This window comes from Rhizobium tropici CIAT 899 (assembly GCF_000330885.1).
In the GTDB taxonomy this organism is placed as follows: domain Bacteria; phylum Pseudomonadota; class Alphaproteobacteria; order Rhizobiales; family Rhizobiaceae; genus Rhizobium; species Rhizobium tropici.
In genome coordinates, this window is sequence record NC_020062.1 from 504,504 (window position 1) to 521,463 (window position 16,960).

Below are 16,960 nucleotides of genomic sequence, written 5' to 3' on the forward strand. Positions count from 1 at the left end.
ATATGGGTCTCGTCGCAAAACGCAGGACATGGTGGGCGCTCTTGGCGCTCGCCATGGCTGCCGTCATTCTTCTGGCCTTCATGATCAGCCTCGCCGTATCGATCGGCGAGATTTCGATCCCGCTGTCGACCACAGTAAAGGCCGTCTCGAACCGGTTGTTCGGAACGAGCTTCGAACTCAGCCGGATCCATCAGGGGATCGTCTGGGATTATCGCCTGAGCCGCGCGCTCGTTGCTGCAAGCACCGGTGCGTCGCTTGCCTTGAGCGGGGTGGTGTTGCAGGCGTTGCTGCGCAATCCGCTCGCCGAACCCTTTGTGCTGGGCATTTCCGCCGGCGCCTCCACCGGGGCGGTCTGCATCATGATCCTCGGTCTTGGCTACGGCATTCTGGGCCTTTCCGGCGGCGCCTTCCTCGGCGCGGTTGCAGCCTTTCTTTTCGTCGGCCTGCTTGCCGCCGGGGTCGGCGGCACGAGCGAGCGCATCATTCTATGCGGCGTCGCCGGTTCGCAGCTTTTCAACGCGCTTACCTCCTATATCGTCACCACGTCGGCCAATGCGGAGCAGGCGAGGGGCGTCATGTTCTGGCTGCTCGGCTCCATGAGCGGTGTGCGCTGGCCGGACGTTTATCTTTCCGGGCCGGTCGCCATCATCGGCTTCGCCGTCTGCATGGCGCATGTCCGCGTGCTCGATGCCTTTATCTTCGGCACGGATGCTGCCGCATCGCTTGGCATTGCGGTCAAGCGCGCCCAAGTCGTTCTGCTTGGCGTGACGGCTTTCATGACGGCAGCGGTCGTCAGCATCGTCGGCTCCATCGGTTTCGTCGGGCTCGTCATTCCGCATGCGGCCCGCTTCGTCGTCGGGCCGAGCCATGACCGGCTTTTGCCGGCAGCGGCTCTGGCCGGCGCCATCTTCATGGTCGCGGCCGATATCATCTCGCGGGTCATCGTTCCCCAGCAGATTTTGCCGATCGGCGTCGTCACGGCCTTGTTCGGGGCTCCGGCCTTCGCCCTCATTCTCTATCGAGCCCGGAGGACGGCATGAGCATTGCTGTGGACACGGTAACCTTTGCAGCCGGCAATAGTCTGATCGTCAACGGCGTCAGCCTGACGGTGGAAAAAGGCAAGGTACTCGGGCTCCTTGGGCCGAACGGCTCGGGTAAATCCAGCCTGCTCAGGCTGATCTGCCGGTTGCGGAAGGTCAAAAGCGGGGTCATCCGGCTCGGTGGCAGCGATATTGCCTCGATCTCGCGGAGCGATATCGCCCGCCGCATCGCGCTGGTCGAGCAGCAGGCGACGACCGATACGCAGGTCACAGTGATGGACGTCGTGCGTCTCGGCCGTACGCCCCATCGCGGTCCCTTGTCGGCCTGGAGCGCTCACGACGATGCGGCGGTTTCCGATGCGCTTGCCCGTGTCGGTATGCAAGGCCGCGCCGGTCAGCCGTGGCAAACTTTGTCGGGTGGCGAACGACAGCGCGTCCATATTGCGAGGGCGCTTGCCCAGACTCCGAGCGAACTGCTGCTGGACGAGCCGACGAACCATCTCGATATCCAACATCAGCTCGATATTCTCGGCCTGGTCTCCAAGCTCGATGTCACCTCCATCGTGGCGCTGCATGATCTCAATCTGGCGGCCATGTTCTGCGACAGCCTTGCTGTTTTGCAAAATGGCGAGGTCGTTGCGGCCGGGCCGCCGGAAGAGGTGCTGACGCAGGAGCTGATCGAGCGGGTTTTCGGCGTGCGCGCGCATGTGCAGAAATCCTCGGTCCACGGCCGCTGCAACATCCAATATATGGCGGGTTGAGTGGCATCTGTCGCGATCGCGGAATAAAATGGATCGCCCAGTCTGAGCAATTTCGACCGGGGCGCATCATATTACTGGATCGTGCAAGTTCGCCTCAGCCTTCGAAGCCGAACCGCTCGACGTCGAAATCGTCGCCATCATAGCTGATGGCTCCGGCTTGGGCCTCCGCCATGTCGTCGTGCATCGGAATGGGCGCGCTGACGAGGCCTGGCAGCGTCATGTCGACGGCCATGCCTGGCGGACGCAAAGCCCAGGCGACGATCGCCCCTGTCGACATGTCTCCTACACCGGCTGAGACATCTTGCGCAGCCGCCGAGGGAAGGGCAGCGATCGGCTGCATCTTTGCCATGGCGCTCTCGGCCGTATTCTCCACATTGTCAGACACGACGAGCTTTCCAGCGTTGCTGCGTCCCACGACCAGGCTGGCGAGCACGGCAGTGGGAGCTGGTCTTTCCGGCGCGGTCGTGGGGATGACGACGATGCTGCTGGTCGGCCGCCACGCCGGCAGCGGAACGGCATAGGCCGCGAGGTCGGCAAAGGGTTGGGTCTTGCTTTCCTCAGCCACCCGCTTGCCAAGCTGAGCTTCCAGTCCATCCACGGCCCGGCTTCTGGGGGTTGGCAGCATGCTGGTCAAAAGGCTGCGGTCGGGTTCGACGTTGTGAGACGCTGTGAATGATCCGGCATCGTCACTGTCGTCATCAACGGCCGTGATCTTGCTCGCCATCTGCGAAGGGCGCTTTTTGGATTGTGTGACCGCTACGTCGTAACCCGGCAGTGGCCTGCCATCTGCCGGCACGTGAAGCGTCTGTCCATTGGGGAAAAGCCGCGCAAGCTCCTGGCGCGACATTCTCGGCCATGCGCGCACTCCGCCAACATCCAGATGCACGAAGGGCGAGCCGGAATTGGGATAGAAGCCCACGCCGCCGATCTGCATCTGCATGGCGATTGCGCGCAAGCTCGCGAGCTTCACGCCGGGAATGTAAAAATCCATTGCCTTGCCGAGCGTATGCTGGCTGTGCTTCGCAACGCCGGAGCTGCGCGAGCGGTTGCGCAGCATGCTGTTGGTCGACGGAGAGCGGTAGGCCGAAACCACGTGAATGGCCTCCTTGGCGCCACTGCGGCGGTAAACGTCCCAGACGAGATCGAGCAATTCCGGATCGATCCTGGTCGGCTCGTTCTTTCGCCAGTCGCGCAAGAAGCGGTTGATGTGAGCAAGGCCGCGCGGGTCATATTTGCCGTTACGCTTGAAGACGATGGTCGACCTTTCCCCCGTATGCGTGAAGAAGAGCTTGAGTGCCCTGTCCTCGGCCGCCGCCGAACCGGCAAAGGCGCCGAGCGCCAGCATCGCGATCAGCGCCACACGGAAAGCGATGAACGAGAAAGTCGTGGCGAAAAATGCCGCCGGAATGGAAAAGATCGCGTGATGCACGGATACGACTTTCGCCCTTGCTAAGAGAAACAGAAATCAGAGGCGCCGCGCCTGCGGCATCGCTATACCCTCCAATTATGGTCAACAAATCCCTAACGGACCGTTTAAAGGCGGAAACGGAAAAATTTCGTTGGTCCGAGGATATTTGTGAGCGGTTGAGGTCGCTAGCTTTGCCGTTGCAATTTTGTCTGGGGTCAACCCTTGCCTGCAAGGCGGTTTCTTCCAAAAGATAGGTAAAACCAGCTTTGCAAACGTTTTCGCGTGGGTTGCAAACTGTCTTCCAAGACATCATCATCCCGCCCCATGAGTGGACAGAATCGATTTGCTCCCCCGTCGAGCGGGCAGCAAACAATCAAACGTAGCGACCTATTGCGGCAGCTCCGGCGCGCCGGGCTGCGCCGTTTGACGACCATTGTCGCACCTGCCGGCTACGGCAAGACGTCGCTCGCCGTCCAGTGGTATGAGCTGCTGAAGGCCGATGGTGTCAAGCTCTGCTGGGTGTCGCTCGATGCCGAACACACCAATCAGGAAGCCTTTCTGCTTGCATTGATCGATGCCTTGCAGACGCTGCTTCATGAAGATGGGGCCGATGCCGGCAATCTTCCGGCTGCAGCATTGCTTTCGGTGCTGGCGACCCGCCTGCGCAAGATCGAAGGACCGCTCGTCGTCTTTCTCGACGATTATCATTTCGCGCAGACGGATGCGACCGAGGCGCTGATGGCGAAGATTCTCGCCGACCTCTCGCTCGAACACGTCAAGCTGGTGCTGGTCAGCCGCAGCCCACCACGCTTTCCGCTCTCGGCCTTGCGGCTGCGTGGTGAGTTCAAGCAGTTCGGCGTTACCGAGCTAGGCTTCAGTGATGCCGAAGCTGGAGAGCTTTTTGCCGGGAAGGGCACACATCTGACGGAGGAGCAGATCGGTTCTTTCAATCGCCGGACCGAAGGCTGGGCGGTCGCACTGCAGATGGTGAGCCTGCTCGTATCTGAATCGGATGAAAGTGACAGCATCCTTGCCTCTTTCGATGGCGGCGATACGGATATGGGCTCTTATCTGTCGGAGCAGGTGTTCGAGCATCTGCCCGAGGATATACGCCAGTTTCTCATCGACACGGCCGCCCTTCCGGCATTCAATCATTCTCTGCTCGAAGCGGTGCTGGAAAGCAGAGAGCGTGCCGACCTCTGCGAAAGCCTGGCCGAATACGCGCTTCCGGTGACCTTGCTTGCCGGCCCCGGCAACTGGATGCGGTTTCACCCCGTTTTCAACGAGTTCCTCAAGAAAACCGCCGGTCGCAGAGGTGTCGATGCCAATCGCGCTCTTAATCGTGCGGCACACTGGTTCGAAGCCCGGGGCGACATAGACCGAGCGGTTCATCATGCGCTTTCCGCGGGCGATGCCAACCTTGCTGCGCGAATTGTCGAAACCGCCGGCGGATGGCGGCGCGTCTATGCCACCACCCGCGGCGGCGCAACATTGTTTCAGGCCTTGAGCGGACATGCCTCGGAAATCGATCTGGCCCGTTTTCCACTTGCGACCCTCGGCCTTTCGATCTTCAACGCCAAGGCGGCGCAGCTTGCGGCGGCCAATCATTATCTCGCTATCGCCGATCGGGTGGCCGCCGGCGATCCGATCCTGGCAAAGGATGTGCGCGTGGTGCGCATCCTCCTGGCGCTTTATACCGACCATTGGGCGAGTGCGGCCGACCTTTCCGCTCTTGAGGACGATCTGCGGCAGCCGGATGGAATGGAGCTCATTCATCGGGCGCTTGCGCTCAACATGCTCTCCTACAATTTTCTGATCCGCAGCGAGCTTGACCGGGCTCTGCATTACGGGCATCTGGCCATTCGCGCCTTTCGCGACGGCGGCGCCGATTTCGGCGCCATGCATCTTTATACCCATATCGGCCAAGCTTTCTTTCTATCCGGCGATTGTGCGAGCGCTCTGTCGGCCTACGAGGAACTGATCTGCGAAGCCCAGACCAATATTGGTCCAGGCAGCGATCTCGATGCCGTCGGCCAGGTATTGAAGGCCGAGGTTCTGTCGATGCGCGGTGAGGCGGAAGCCGCGGCGGAGATGCTCGAATGGGCACTGCCGCATCTCGAGCTGCACGATACCTGGTTCGATCTTCTGGCTGCCGGCTTCATGGCCGAACAGCGGGTTCTGCGCATGCGTGGGGATCTGCTCGCGGCCCATGCAGCCATGGACCGCATCCGCGCCACTGCGAGACGCCGTAGTTTCGATCGGCTCACGCGGCTGATCGATGGGGAGCGCGCCATGCTGCTCATGGCCTCCGGCGATCTCGATCATGCAATCCGCCATGCCGAGGCCAATGGTTTTGGCATGCAGGCAGTCGCTTCGGATCGCGCCAATGCGCTGGCCATTCATTTGCGCGGAGCTACGCCGGCTATCTTCTGGACCCGCACCCATCTGGCCCTTGGCGACAAGGCCAAGGCGCGCGAGATCTTCAACCAATTCATGATGCGCCAGACGCAGCGCCCGCATGTTCCGCGTGCAATCGAGCTTGCCCTCATCGAAATCGAAATTCTCCTGGCGGAGGGTCAAAGCGAACCCGCCGCCGCCCGCCTATCCGATCTCGTATTGACGACGCCGCTTGCCGATTATCGCAACCTGCTTCGTTTTGGTCACCCGGCAGCGCTTTCAGAGCTTCGTGCGCTTGCCAAACATCCGACCGTCGCAGCGATTACCCGCCAGCGCCTTCAATCGCTATTTACGGATGCGGACGTATCGGAAGAGCCGGCGGTCGGCAGTGAAGATGGTTCTGTTTTCACAGGCCGGGAGCGCACGGTGCTGGAATTGCTGAGCTCGGGGCTTTCCAACAAGGAAATCGGCCGGATGCTCGCCTTGTCCGACAATACGATCAAGTTTCACCTGCGCAATATCTTTGCGAAGCTCAACGTCTCGACTCGGACCGCGGCCGTGACGGCAGCGCGTCAAAAGGGCATGCTCGATCGATAACCTACCCATTCGGGTGGGTTTTGGCATCTCCGCCCACCCATCGGAAAGGCTATCGATAGACGAAAAAACACCTAATCTGCACTCGTGCGAATATAGTGATGAGAGGTAGATTCGTGATCGTCGTCGATCCGGTGACGCAGGAGATTATCGAAGGCAAGCTGGCAGCCACCGTCGACGAGATGGGCGTGGTCATGGCCAGAACCTCGATGAGCCCTGTGATCTATGAGGTGCTTGATTTTGCCTGTGGTCTTCTCACCCGTGACGGTGAGCTGGTGGCGCAGATGAATGGCATCACCCTTTTTACCGGCACGTTCGGCACGCAGGTCAAATCGCTGATCGCACTCTGTGGCGACGATCTGGAAGACGGCGACATCCTGCTCACCAACGATCCCTATTCCGGCGGCACGCATGCGTGCGATTTTGCCATCGTCAAACCGATCTTCTTCGATGGCCGGATTCTGGCCTATGCGATCAATGTTGCGCATTATCTCGATGTCGGCGGCTCTGTTCCGGGCTCGCTTGCGCCGAATGCGACCTCCGTTTTTCAAGAGGGATTGAGGCTGCCGGGCGTGAAAGTCGTGCGCAGCGATCGCTTCTCGGGGGAGATCCTGCGCATCATCCGCGAGAATGTCCGTCTGCCCGAAGTCGCGATAGGCGATCTCACGGCGCAGGTTGCGACCGTCCGCGTTGCCGCCAGACGCATGGCCGAGCTTGCGCGCAAATATGGCACCGATGTCGTCGAGGCCGCATTCGATCACCTTCTGTCGGTGAGCGAGAAGCAGGCCCGCACCGCCATAGCTGCATTGCCGGACGGGATCTATGAGGCGGAAGATATCATCGACGGCGATGGTGTCACCACCGATCCTATTTCGGTCAAGGTTGCCGTCACGATTTCTGGCGATCGCCTTACAGCGGATTTCACCGGTTGTCCGCCCGCGGTTGCGGGCCCGATCAATTGCGCGGCCGGTGCGCTGCAATCGGCGGTACGTACCATTTTCAAGGCGCTGGTCGCGCCGCAGGCGCCGTCCAATGAGGGCTGGTTCCGGCCGCTCTCCGTCATTGCACCGACAGGTTCGGTTTTCACCGCCGAGAAGCCTTCTCCTACAGGCTGGTATTACGAGGGCTCGGTGCATGCCTCAGAACTCGTCTGGAAGGCTCTTGCCAAGCTGATGCCCGAGCGTTTCTCCGCCGGCTCCTATACGAGCCTCTGCGTCGTCTATGTTTCCGGCAAGGACGAGGCGGGGCAGCCATTCATCCATATCGAGCCGCAGCATGGCGGCTGGGGAGCGAGCAGGGACGGCGACGGCGCCAATGCGCTGATCGCGCTCACCGACGGCGATACCTACAATTACTCCGTCGAGGTCATCGAAGCGCGTTTTCCGTTGCTCGTGCGTCGCTATGGGCTCAACGTCGAGGGTGGATCAGGGGCCGGGCGCCGCCGCGGCGGTTTCGGCGTCATTCGCGATTATGAAATCCTCGGAGACGGCGCTTCCGCCTATTGCAGCTTCGGGCGAACGGATACGCCGCCCTGGGGCATAGAAGGCGGCAAGCCCGGCAGCGTCAATCTTCTCCAGGTGGAGGAGAACGGCCGGAAAGTCCGCGATTTCGGCCGCGAGCCACATATCGAGTTGAAGCGCGGCGATCTCGTGCGGATCATCACCGGCGGCGGCGGCGGTTGGGGCGATCCGCGCGCTCGTGAGCCGGATCAGGTCCGCCGCGACGTCGAAGATGGTTACATCACTTGGGAGGTAGCGCGCAGCCTCTATGGATATGAAGAGGGCATGGCGTCATGATCAGGCTGGCGACGGATGTAGGCGGTACCTTTACCGACCTCGTCGGTTATGATGAGCGCACGGGCGAGATTTTTACCGCCAAGAGCCTGACGACCGTCCACGACCAATCCGAAGGTGTGCTTGCGGCAATCGAGCTTGCCGAGAAGAAAGATGGGCTTTCGGCGCGCGATGTGATTTTCTTCGCGCATGGCGGGACAACCGTCATCAACGCGATTACGGAGCGAAAGGGCGTCCGCACGGCGCTCGTGACGACCGCCGGCTTTCGCGACGTCTTGGAAATCGGCCGCGGCAATCGCCCCGATCTCTACAATCTGCAGTTTAAGAGTCCGGAAGCCTTCGTGCCGCGCAGCCTGCGCTTCGAGGTGCGCGAGCGTATGGATGCCAAGGGGCGGGTGCTGACGCCCATCGAGCTTGGGGATATCGAGCCGATCGTTCGCGAATGCCGCGCTCGTAATGTGGAGGCGGTCGCCGTCGTCTTTCTCCATAGCTATGCCAATCCCGAGCATGAGATCGCCTGCGCCAAGGCTATCGCCGAGGCGCTGCCGGATGTTACGGTTTGCGCCAGCCACGAGGTTTCCCGGCAATGGCGGGAGTATGAGCGTTCCAATACGGCCGTGCTTAACGCCTATGTGCAGCCGATCATCAAGCGCTACTTTGCGCGGCTCGAAAGCGCGTTGACTGAGCGCGATCTCACCTGCCCCTACTATGCCATGCAGTCGAACGGAGGCATCTCCACCTTCGATCAGGCGCAGATGAGCCCGCTGACGCTGGTCGAATCCGGCCCGGCCGGCGGTGTGGCGGGTGCTGCGCGCATCGGCACAGTGCTTGGCGAATCCGAAGTCCTGTCGCTCGATGTCGGTGGCACGACGGCAAAATGCTCGCTGATCCATGACAGCCGCCCGACGCTCGACAGCGAATACAAGCTCGAACATACCCGTATCGCGCCCGGTTATCCGGTTCAGGTGCCGGTGGTCGATATCGTCGAAATCGGCGCCGGCGGCGGCTCGATCGCCCGCATCGACGAGCGTGGCGCGCTCTGCGTCGGCCCGCAAAGTGCCGGATCGACACCGGGGCCGGCCTGCTATGGGCGGGGCGGCGAGAAGCCTACGCTTTCCGATGCCCTGCTGACGCTCGGCATTTTCGATCCGGCAAGCTTCGCCGGCGGCCAGATGCAGCTCGACAAGTCCAAGGCTGCGGCCGCGATTGCAACGGTTGCCAAGCCGATGGGGCTATCGGTCGAGGATGCGGCGCTCGCAATCGTCGAGATCGCGCATGCGTCGATGATCAATGCGCTGAAGCTGGTGACGGTCCAGCGTGGGCATGATCCGCGCGATGCCGCTTTCGTCATTTCCGGGGGCGCGGGACCTGCGCTTGCTGCGCGTCTCGGGCGCGATCTTGGCGTGAAGATGACTGTCGTGCCGCCGCATCCCGGCATCTTTTCGGCCTGGGGAATGCTGGCGGCCGAACCGCGCGCCGATTTCCGCAGCACATGGTTCGCTCCCCTTGGTCCGGAAGCCGTCAGCAATCTCAAGCGCCGGTTCGACGAATTGAAGCGCGAGGCGGTCAAATATTTCTCCAAAGGCGATGCAGCCGAGATACGGTATGTCTGCCGCGTCGAAGCCCGCTATCGCGGGCAGGAGCACGGCGTCTTCGCTCTTTTCGAAATGCAAGACGATGCCGAAAGCTTTGCGGAACGCTTTCATGCCGCCCATGAGCGCGCCTATACCTTCTGTCTGCCCGGTTCGCCGGTCGAGATCACGATGATCCATCTGGAGGCTGTGCTCCACGGCCCGGTCATCGCCATCCCGAAACTCGATCGTGCAGGTCGATCGCTGGATGCAGCCTTCAAGGGGCGCCGCGAAGTCTATTTCGGCGGCACGACCGGCTGGGTGTCCTGCCCCGTCTACGAGCGTACGCGACTGCCGTCCTCCCAGAAAATTGCCGGCCCTCTCATCATCGAGGAAGCGACCGCGACCTCGCTCGTGGTGGCCGGGCAGGAGCTTGAAGTGAGCGAGGAGGGCTTGCTGCTCATCCGTGAATGCGACGGAGGAAGCGTCTGATATGGCGATAGCGATCGGTCTCGACCATATCGTCAGAAATTACGGGCCGACGCGTGCCGTCGACGACGTGACGCTCGACATCCGAGCCGGGGAGTTCTTTACGCTGCTAGGCTCGTCCGGTTGCGGCAAAAGCTCTTTGCTGAAGTTGATCGGCGGCTTCGATAGGCCGACATCGGGACGTGTGCTTTTCGACGGAAAGGACATGGCTGATGTTCCTGCCAATCGCCGGCCGGTCAATACCGTTTTCCAGTCGCTCGGGCTCTTCCCGCATATGAATGTCGCTCAGAACGTCGGCTACGGCCTGAAGTTGCGCGGGTTGTCCGATGCTGCCTTGAAAACGAAGGTCGACGGCGCGTTGGACCTGATCGAACTTTCGGGTTTTGCGGATCGCGACGTCAATCTTCTCTCAGGCGGCCAGCGCCAGCGCGTGGCGCTGGCGCGCGCGCTCGTCATGGAACCGGGTATCCTTCTGCTTGACGAACCTCTGACCGGGCTGGACGAACGGCTGCGCCAGCAAATGCGCGACGAGTTCGGACGGCTTCATAAACGGACCGGCGCGACCTTCATTCTCGTCACCCACAATCAGGACGAGGCACTCAGCCTTTCGGATCGCATGGCCGTCATGCACAAGGGGCGGATCGAGCAGACCGACGTGCCGTCGCGCTTCTTCGAGGCGCCGGCCAATGCCTTCGTTGCCCGTTTCGTCGGCATCGATACGCTCCTCAAGCCCGAAAGCATCTCGATTTCAGGCGGCACGGCTCTCGTTATGATTGCCGGACAGCGCATCAGTGCCAGCTTCTCCGGAGCGATGCCCCCAGCCGATGCGCTCGTCGCAATCCGCCCCGACCGGGTTGAACTTATCCCAGCTGGCGAGGAAGTGGCCGAAATAATTGAACTTAAGGTTGTCGAAAGCATCTATCGCGGACTCAGCCATGACGTTACGCTCGCTTTCGCCGACGGCCAGCGTGTGGTTTTAACGACCGGCGCGGACGCAATTCCGCCCTCTCCGGGGGAAAGCGTGCGCGTTTGTTTGAAGCCGGGTGCTGCGCTCCTGATCGATCATTCCGGAAGAACGGCCTTGGCTGGAGGCGATGAGTAGAACCCGAATAGCTGAACTAAGCAAAAAATGAGGGAAGGGAATGACACGATGAATAAAAGCAATGATTTCGCCTCCTCCGCCTTGAGGAGCAACATGCAGCGCCGTGACATGCTCAAACTAATGGGCGCAGGTGCGGCTGCGCTCTCCTTTGGTGGATTGGCTGCCACGCAGGCCATGGCCGATGATGCAACGGTAGCATTCTGGGCTACCGCCACGCTCGATATCGGCGACAAGTGGCAGGAATTTACCCGGCAGAGCGGCGTTTCGCCTGAGTTCACCGACAACGGCAATGATGTCGGTCCGGTGGTCGCACGTCTTGCCGCCGGCAATGCCAACGATCTCTTTGATGTCGGCGGCTTCCAAGGCGGGGCCGAACGGGAACTTGCCAAGCAGGGCCTGATTGCCCCTTGGGACGTCTCCAAGATCCCGAATTTCGCGGGCATCTGGCAATGGGCCAAGGATATCCCGACCTTGACCTATGAGGGCAAACAGTACGGCATCCCAACGGTCGTCAATGCCGACTCCATCATCTATCGCCCCGACAAGCTCGGCAAGGTCGATAGCTACGGCGTCATCTTCGATCCGAAGCTCAAGGGCCGGGTCGCGATGGAAGATGCCTGGATCAACAGCGCCATCTTTACGGCCATCTACCTCAAGGAAGCCGAAAACAAGCCGATCAAGGAGCCGGGCAACCTGACGGAATCCGAGCTTGGCCTCGTCATGGAGTTCCTGATCAAGCACAAGAAGGATGGTCAGTTCCGCACCTTCTGGAACGGCTGGGAACAGGGCGTGCAACTGGTGGCGAACGAGGAAGTCGACGCCATGACCGGCTGGGAGCCGATCGTCTATGAAGGCCGCAAGCGCGGACTTCAGGTGGAGTATGCAGCTCCCGTCGAAGGCTACGAAGGCTGGGGCAACAATACGGTGCTGCTCAAGGGTGCCACGGAGCGCGGCAAGGGCGACGTTGCCCACAAGTTCGTCGATGGCTTGCTTGCCGGTCTCTATGGCTGCGAACTCGGCAAGGCGCGCGGTTATCTCGTGCCGACCGACAACAACCTCGCCTACGCGAAGGCCCATCCGGACGAATACAAGGCCGACGATGTCGCCAAGCTCGCCGACCATGTGAAGGCCAAGTTCTCCGGAAAGGTCTACTGGCAGAATTGCCGGCCGGACAACTTCCAGCTCTACGAAGAGTGGTGGCAGAAGCTGCGCAACGCATGATGTAACGCAATGGACCGGGGCTGGCGCATCTGTCGAAGGACAGGCCGGCCCCGAGCCGATGGGATCAACGCCGAGAGAAGGAGGGTTAGACGATGAAGACACTAGTTCTATTGCTTGCTGCTCCGCTTGCGGCGATCCTCGTGCTCGGCCTTGCGCCGCTCATTCTCGTCATCGTCTGGAGCTTCTGTGCCTGGGATTCCGCCACCTACTGGATCAAGCCGGAATTCAGCCTTGCCGCTTACGGCGCCATTCTGGAAGCCGGGCGCTGGAGCGTGTTCCTGTCCACGCTTGGCAAGGCGTTCCTGACGTCAGCCATCTGCCTCGTCATTGCCTATCCCACCGCCTACGCGATGTACTTCCTGGCTGGCCGCACCCTGTCTGTCGTGCTTGCGGCCCTGCTTACGATCCCGTTTTTCACGTCCTATCTCATTCGCTCCTTCTCCTGGCGGCTGCTGCTCGGCCGCACCGGTGTCATCAACACGCTTCTCCAGCAGGCCGGTATCACCGATGCGCCGCTCGATTGGCTCTTGTTCAGCGATTTTGCTGTCATCGTCGGACTGGTTGCCTCCTACCTGCCGTTCGCAACCTTCCCCATCCTGCTCTCCATGCGCCGTGTCGATCCGATCGCGCTGGCGGCATCGCGCGATCTCGGCGCCGGGTTCTGGACGATGGTCCGCACCGTGCTGCTGCCGCTGACATATTCGGGCGTCTTCGCAGGCTTCCTGTTCGTCTTCGTCATGGTTGCCGGCTCCTCGACGGAGGTTCAGATGCTCGGCGGTGCCGGCGCTTCAATCGTCTCGGTGATGATCAACGACGTCATGCGCGTCGCCAATTTTCCGCTCGCCTTTGCGATTTCGACGCTGATGCTCGTTATCGTCTTTGGGCTGGTGCTGATCGGGGATGCCCTATTCGGCCTCTCCTCGCTATTCGAGGAGCGAGGCCAATGATCGTCAGGGAAGGAATGGCCCCGCGCATTGTCATCTGGACGTTGACCATCTTCGGCCTCATCGTGATCTATGCGCCGCCGCTTTATTTGCTCGGTGTCTCGTTCAACCCGGCGCTGCAGCCGGGTCTGCCGCATTTCTCCGACATCACCCTGAAATGGTACCTCGCACTCGGCTCGGAAAGCGCGCTCATCGCCGCGCTCGGCCAGTCGATCGTCATCGCGCTTGCGACGGCCGTCATTGCGACGCTGCTGTCGCTCGGCGCGGTGCTGGCGCATCGCGAGCTTCATCGCAGGCGCAGCCTGTGGTTTTTGACTGTGCTGCTGCCGATGTTCGTCCCAGGCGTCATCCAGGGGCTGGCGCTTTCGACCGTGATCAGCCGCGCCGGCGTGAAGGCATCGCCTTTGACTGTCGTTGCCGGCCATCTGCTATGGGCGATGCCTTTCGCCTTCATCGTCATCCTGACGAGCTTTGTCGCGGTCAAGCGGTCCTATTTGATGGCGGCTGATGATCTCGGCGCCGGTCGCTTCCGGCAGTTCTGGGATATTATTCTGCCGTTGATCCGGCCCGGCCTCGTCAGTGCCTTCATCTTTTCGTTCCTGCTGTCGCTCAACGAGTTCACGCGCGCCTTCTATCTGGCCGGCCGTCAGAACACGTTGCCGGTCGTGCTCTTCGGCAAGATGAATTCCGGCGCTTCTCCGACGATCTATGCGATGTCGGGCGCAATCTTTCTTCTTTCCAGCGTTTGCGTGGTGGCCGTGGCTCTGCGTTCGCTGCTTATGCAACGCCGAATGGGGTGATCAATATGCAAATAGGACTGACCAATCGCAAATTCCGCCCGCCCTTAGACCTCCACCAATGGGAGTACAGAGGATGAAACACGAGTCAAAGCTGATGGCACTGATCCGCGCGGGAAAGAGGCAGGAGGCGCTCGATATGGTCGAGCGGCTGAAGGCGGCGGCACAATCGCTGCCGACTTCCATCAAGGTGGATCGGACGGGCGCCGTCACTTATTATAAGGGAAACTGCCGTTTCGTGAGAAACATCCAGGGCGGCTGGGACCTTGTGCCGAAGAAAAAGTAGATGTCTGCCGTTGATCCGGGCATCGAAGAGGCTGGTGCCGTCGAACGTGCGGTGCGGGCAAGAAGCAACGTTGGGAAGGGAGCATTTCGCTTCACCCCCCCTCCTCGTGCGGCGCCGTGGAAGTTCGATTTGGCGGATGGGCAATACTTGACGGTTGTCGTCGCGAACATTTGCCCGTGCACGGTAATAAGGTCGAATATTCAATATCCTTTAAGATGTAATAATATTAGAAGATATCTTATTTAGAAATATAAAATTAACGTCCAAAGCCTAAGCTCTCCTCGACCGTCATCGCAAGGCGATGGTCATCAAAGGAGACAGGACCATGTATCGTGTTTCTCATTTCAACAGGGAGAAAGAGGGAGCAGCTGCGGTCGAATTCGCACTCATCGCACCGCTTTTTTTCCTTCTGCTTCTGACGCTGATTGCCTTTGCCATCTATCTCACTGCCGCTCATTCGCTGCAGCAATTGACCGCCGACGCCGCCCGCACGGCAATCGCCGGGCTATCGGCAAACGAGCGAAGCCAGCTGGTTCAGAGCTTCGTCACCAATTCGACCATCAACGATGCTTTCATCGACAAGACCAAGTTGACGGTGACCGTCGCCACAGATCCAACCAATGCCAACCAGTTTACGGTCAGCGCCAGCTACGACGCGTCGGATCTTCCGATCTGGAACCTCTATACCTTCGCGATGCCGGATCCCACCATCCGCCGCTATTCGACCATTCGCCTGGGAGGTCTGTAATGAAACAGCTTCTCGGCCGGCTTGCGTCGCTTAAAGACAAGCGAGGAAACGTCGCGATCACGACCGCGCTCGTCTCGCCCTTGATCCTTTATTGCCTTGGTCTCGGCGTCGACTATGGCATGATGACGCTGCAGCAGCGACGCCTGCAGCAGTTGAGCGACATTGGCGCGATATCGGCTGCTTCCAATATTACAAATGCGCAAACTGCACTTTTGAACAATCTGCAAAGCAACGGCACCACGGCGGCCGTCGCCTCTGGCGGCAACTATATGACGAGCAACGGGCTGGTCAGCGCGGCCACGGCCAACTCCGGGCAATATGAGACCGTGGCCAATTTCGTGCTCGGCACCTATACGGCGGACACATCGGTCCCGCTGGCAAACCGCTTCTCGTCGACGGGAGCCGCGCCATATGATTCCATAAAGGTGACACTGACTCAGAAGGCGGTGATGCCTTTCGCTTCCGCCTTTGCTACGCCGCCGACCTTGAGCGCGACGGGCACCGCGTCCAGCGAGCGTCTGGCCGCCTTTTCGGTGGGATCGCGGCTTGCGAGCCTCAATGGCGGTATTCTGAACCAGCTGCTTGGCGCCCTGCTCGGAACCCAGGTCTCCCTGAAGGTCGTCGACTATCAGTCGCTCATCAGTGCGAATGTCAATCTATTGAGCTTTCTTAATCTGTTGGCAACGGATCTCAAGCTTACCGGCGTAAGCTATAACGAGCTTCTGGCAACCGACGTCACATATGACAAGATTCTCGGCGCCCTCGGCAAATCGACGAATCTTTCGGCGGGGGTCGTCACCCTCATCAATAATCTGGGCAAAACGCTCGGTACCACAAAACTGACCGTAAAGCTGCAGGATATCGTCAATCTCGGTCCGCTGGGGCGCAATATTGTCGGCACATCCCCCAATATGACTGCCAATATCAACGTGCTGGATCTCATTTCCACCACGGCGATGGCCGCTAACCAGCAAAGGCAGATCGCACTTGATCTCGGGGTGGCACTTCCCGGAGTCGCCACGGCAAAATTGACGCTGGCGATCGGGGAAATGTCCCAGCAGACGCCGGCCCTGGCCGTGGGTGCACCGGGCACGATCGTGCGAACGCCGCAGGTCCGTGCAGCGCTTGAAGTTGCCGTTACCGGCCTTTCGCTGATCGCCGGGCTGAAGCTCAGGGTTCCCCTTTATATGGAGCTTGCCCCCGCCGAGGCCAAGCTAGCTTCGATCACCTGTGTCGGCGGCTCCATGCCAAATGCCGTCGTCGGAATAGATGCCGTACCCGGTGTTGCCGAAGTGGATCTGGGCGACGTCAACACATCTGCCTTCGTAAATTTCGGTTCCGAACCGCGGGTCACGCCGGCTGCGATCATCGATTCCCTTCTTCTGAAAGTGATCGCGAGCGCGCAGGTCGATATCGCCAACATGAGCCCGACGCGACTGACCTTTCAGCCTCCGGAGATTTCGGCCGGCACGATCAAGACGGTTTCTACCAACAGCGTCCTGACATCCACGGTCTCGTCGCTTCTGAAAAACGCCACCATCACCATTCAACTGCTCTTCCTGACGCTCGGGACGCCGAAGGACGTGCTCTCGGCCATTGCTGACACGCTGTCGGTCGTGACCGCGCCGCTCGATCAGGTTCTATACGGCACGCTCGGTCTCCTCGGCATCGGTATCGGCCAGGCTGATGTAAGCGTCACCGACGCGAGATGTACGCAGCCGGTGCTGGTGCAGTAATAGTGTCTTGAACCGCATTATGGAGCGGCTTGCTTCTTGCGAGGCCGGCGAGGCCGGCATGCAGGTCGGCCTC

The 16,960-nt window shown here is 60.5% G+C and carries 13 protein-coding genes; 12 read left to right on the forward strand and 1 reads right to left on the reverse strand.

Annotation, left to right across the window (positions count from 1 at the left end):
- Positions 1 to 2 precede the first annotated feature (2 nt).
- Together RTCIAT899_RS24435 and RTCIAT899_RS24440 are read left to right on the forward strand one after the other, a co-directional pair.
- Positions 3 to 1,040, forward strand: a complete 1,038-nt coding sequence (locus tag RTCIAT899_RS24435; RefSeq protein ID WP_015342488.1) for a FecCD family ABC transporter permease — start codon at positions 3 to 5, stop codon at positions 1,038 to 1,040.
- A complete protein-coding gene (locus tag RTCIAT899_RS24440) occupies positions 1,037 to 1,801 on the forward strand; it encodes an ABC transporter ATP-binding protein (RefSeq protein WP_015342489.1) in 765 nt (254 codons plus the stop codon). Before RTCIAT899_RS24435 ends, RTCIAT899_RS24440 begins: the two co-directional genes overlap by 4 nt.
- 94 nt (positions 1,802 to 1,895) lie before the next feature.
- Here the strand turns inward: RTCIAT899_RS24440 and RTCIAT899_RS24445 are convergent, their stop codons facing one another.
- Positions 1,896 to 3,230: a peptidoglycan L,D-endopeptidase MepK gene (locus tag RTCIAT899_RS24445; RefSeq protein ID WP_015342490.1), complete on the reverse strand. Its 1,335-nt coding sequence runs from the start codon at positions 3,228 to 3,230 to the stop codon at positions 1,896 to 1,898.
- 402 nt (positions 3,231 to 3,632) lie between these two features.
- Here RTCIAT899_RS24445 and RTCIAT899_RS24450 point away from each other — a divergent pair, with 402 nt between their 5' ends.
- The 10 genes from RTCIAT899_RS24450 to RTCIAT899_RS24495 all read left to right on the forward strand — a co-directional run bounded on the left by RTCIAT899_RS24450 (position 3,633) and on the right by RTCIAT899_RS24495 (position 16,887).
- Entirely contained in the window at positions 3,633 to 6,203 is a 2,571-nt protein-coding gene (locus RTCIAT899_RS24450) for a winged helix-turn-helix domain-containing protein (RefSeq protein ID WP_244441552.1), read from the forward strand.
- A gap of 98 nt (positions 6,204 to 6,301) precedes the next feature.
- Positions 6,302 to 7,996 carry a hydantoinase B/oxoprolinase family protein gene (locus RTCIAT899_RS24455; RefSeq protein WP_041678147.1) on the forward strand — a complete coding sequence of 565 codons (1,695 nt, stop codon included), beginning with the start codon at positions 6,302 to 6,304 and terminating at the stop codon, positions 7,994 to 7,996.
- Positions 7,993 to 10,056: a hydantoinase/oxoprolinase family protein gene (locus tag RTCIAT899_RS24460; protein WP_015342493.1), complete on the forward strand. Its 2,064-nt coding sequence runs from the start codon at positions 7,993 to 7,995 to the stop codon at positions 10,054 to 10,056. Before RTCIAT899_RS24455 ends, RTCIAT899_RS24460 begins: the two co-directional genes overlap by 4 nt.
- 1 nt (position 10,057) lies before the next feature.
- Positions 10,058 to 11,155 carry an ABC transporter ATP-binding protein gene (locus tag RTCIAT899_RS24465; protein ID WP_015342494.1) on the forward strand — a complete coding sequence of 366 codons (1,098 nt, stop codon included), beginning with the start codon at positions 10,058 to 10,060 and terminating at the stop codon, positions 11,153 to 11,155.
- Positions 11,156 to 11,203: 48 nt separating this feature from the next.
- Positions 11,204 to 12,376 (forward strand): ABC transporter substrate-binding protein, encoded by a 1,173-nt coding sequence (locus RTCIAT899_RS24470; RefSeq protein ID WP_015342495.1) that lies wholly within the window; start codon positions 11,204 to 11,206, stop codon positions 12,374 to 12,376.
- Positions 12,377 to 12,468: 92 nt separating this feature from the next.
- Positions 12,469 to 13,323, forward strand: a complete 855-nt coding sequence (locus tag RTCIAT899_RS24475; RefSeq protein WP_015342496.1) for an ABC transporter permease — start codon at positions 12,469 to 12,471, stop codon at positions 13,321 to 13,323.
- Positions 13,320 to 14,120 (forward strand): ABC transporter permease, encoded by an 801-nt coding sequence (locus RTCIAT899_RS24480; RefSeq protein WP_015342497.1) that lies wholly within the window; start codon positions 13,320 to 13,322, stop codon positions 14,118 to 14,120. Before RTCIAT899_RS24475 ends, RTCIAT899_RS24480 begins: the two co-directional genes overlap by 4 nt.
- Positions 14,121 to 14,193: 73 nt before the next feature.
- On the forward strand, positions 14,194 to 14,403 hold the full coding sequence (locus RTCIAT899_RS24485) for a hypothetical protein (RefSeq protein WP_015342498.1): 210 nt from the start codon (positions 14,194 to 14,196) through the stop codon (positions 14,401 to 14,403).
- Between the two features lie 325 nt (positions 14,404 to 14,728).
- Positions 14,729 to 15,151: a TadE/TadG family type IV pilus assembly protein gene (locus RTCIAT899_RS24490; RefSeq protein WP_015342499.1), complete on the forward strand. Its 423-nt coding sequence runs from the start codon at positions 14,729 to 14,731 to the stop codon at positions 15,149 to 15,151.
- Complete coding sequence (locus tag RTCIAT899_RS24495) at positions 15,151 to 16,887, forward strand: pilus assembly protein TadG-related protein (RefSeq protein ID WP_015342500.1); 1,737 nt, start codon at positions 15,151 to 15,153, stop codon at positions 16,885 to 16,887. Before RTCIAT899_RS24490 ends, RTCIAT899_RS24495 begins: the two co-directional genes overlap by 1 nt.
- Positions 16,888 to 16,960: the final 73 nt, after the last annotated feature.

Excerpts from the sequence above, each read along its gene's own strand:
- RTCIAT899_RS24470 (WP_015342495.1), top strand. The coding sequence starts at position 11,204 with ATGAATAAAAGCAATGATTTCGCCTCCTCCGCCTTGAGGAGCAACATG.
- RTCIAT899_RS24485 (WP_015342498.1), top strand. The coding sequence starts at position 14,194 with ATGAAACACGAGTCAAAGCTGATGGCACTGATCCGCGCGGGAAAGAGG.
- RTCIAT899_RS24465 (WP_015342494.1), top strand. The coding sequence starts at position 10,058 with ATGGCGATAGCGATCGGTCTCGACCATATCGTCAGAAATTACGGGCCG.
- RTCIAT899_RS24475 (WP_015342496.1), top strand. The coding sequence starts at position 12,469 with ATGAAGACACTAGTTCTATTGCTTGCTGCTCCGCTTGCGGCGATCCTC.
- RTCIAT899_RS24490 (WP_015342499.1), top strand. The coding sequence starts at position 14,729 with ATGTATCGTGTTTCTCATTTCAACAGGGAGAAAGAGGGAGCAGCTGCG.
- RTCIAT899_RS24435 (WP_015342488.1), top strand. The coding sequence starts at position 3 with ATGGGTCTCGTCGCAAAACGCAGGACATGGTGGGCGCTCTTGGCGCTC.
- RTCIAT899_RS24495 (WP_015342500.1), top strand. The coding sequence starts at position 15,151 with ATGAAACAGCTTCTCGGCCGGCTTGCGTCGCTTAAAGACAAGCGAGGA.
- RTCIAT899_RS24480 (WP_015342497.1), top strand. The coding sequence starts at position 13,320 with ATGATCGTCAGGGAAGGAATGGCCCCGCGCATTGTCATCTGGACGTTG.
- RTCIAT899_RS24460 (WP_015342493.1), top strand. The coding sequence starts at position 7,993 with ATGATCAGGCTGGCGACGGATGTAGGCGGTACCTTTACCGACCTCGTC.
- RTCIAT899_RS24455 (WP_041678147.1), top strand. The coding sequence starts at position 6,302 with ATGAGAGGTAGATTCGTGATCGTCGTCGATCCGGTGACGCAGGAGATT.
- RTCIAT899_RS24440 (WP_015342489.1), top strand. The coding sequence starts at position 1,037 with ATGAGCATTGCTGTGGACACGGTAACCTTTGCAGCCGGCAATAGTCTG.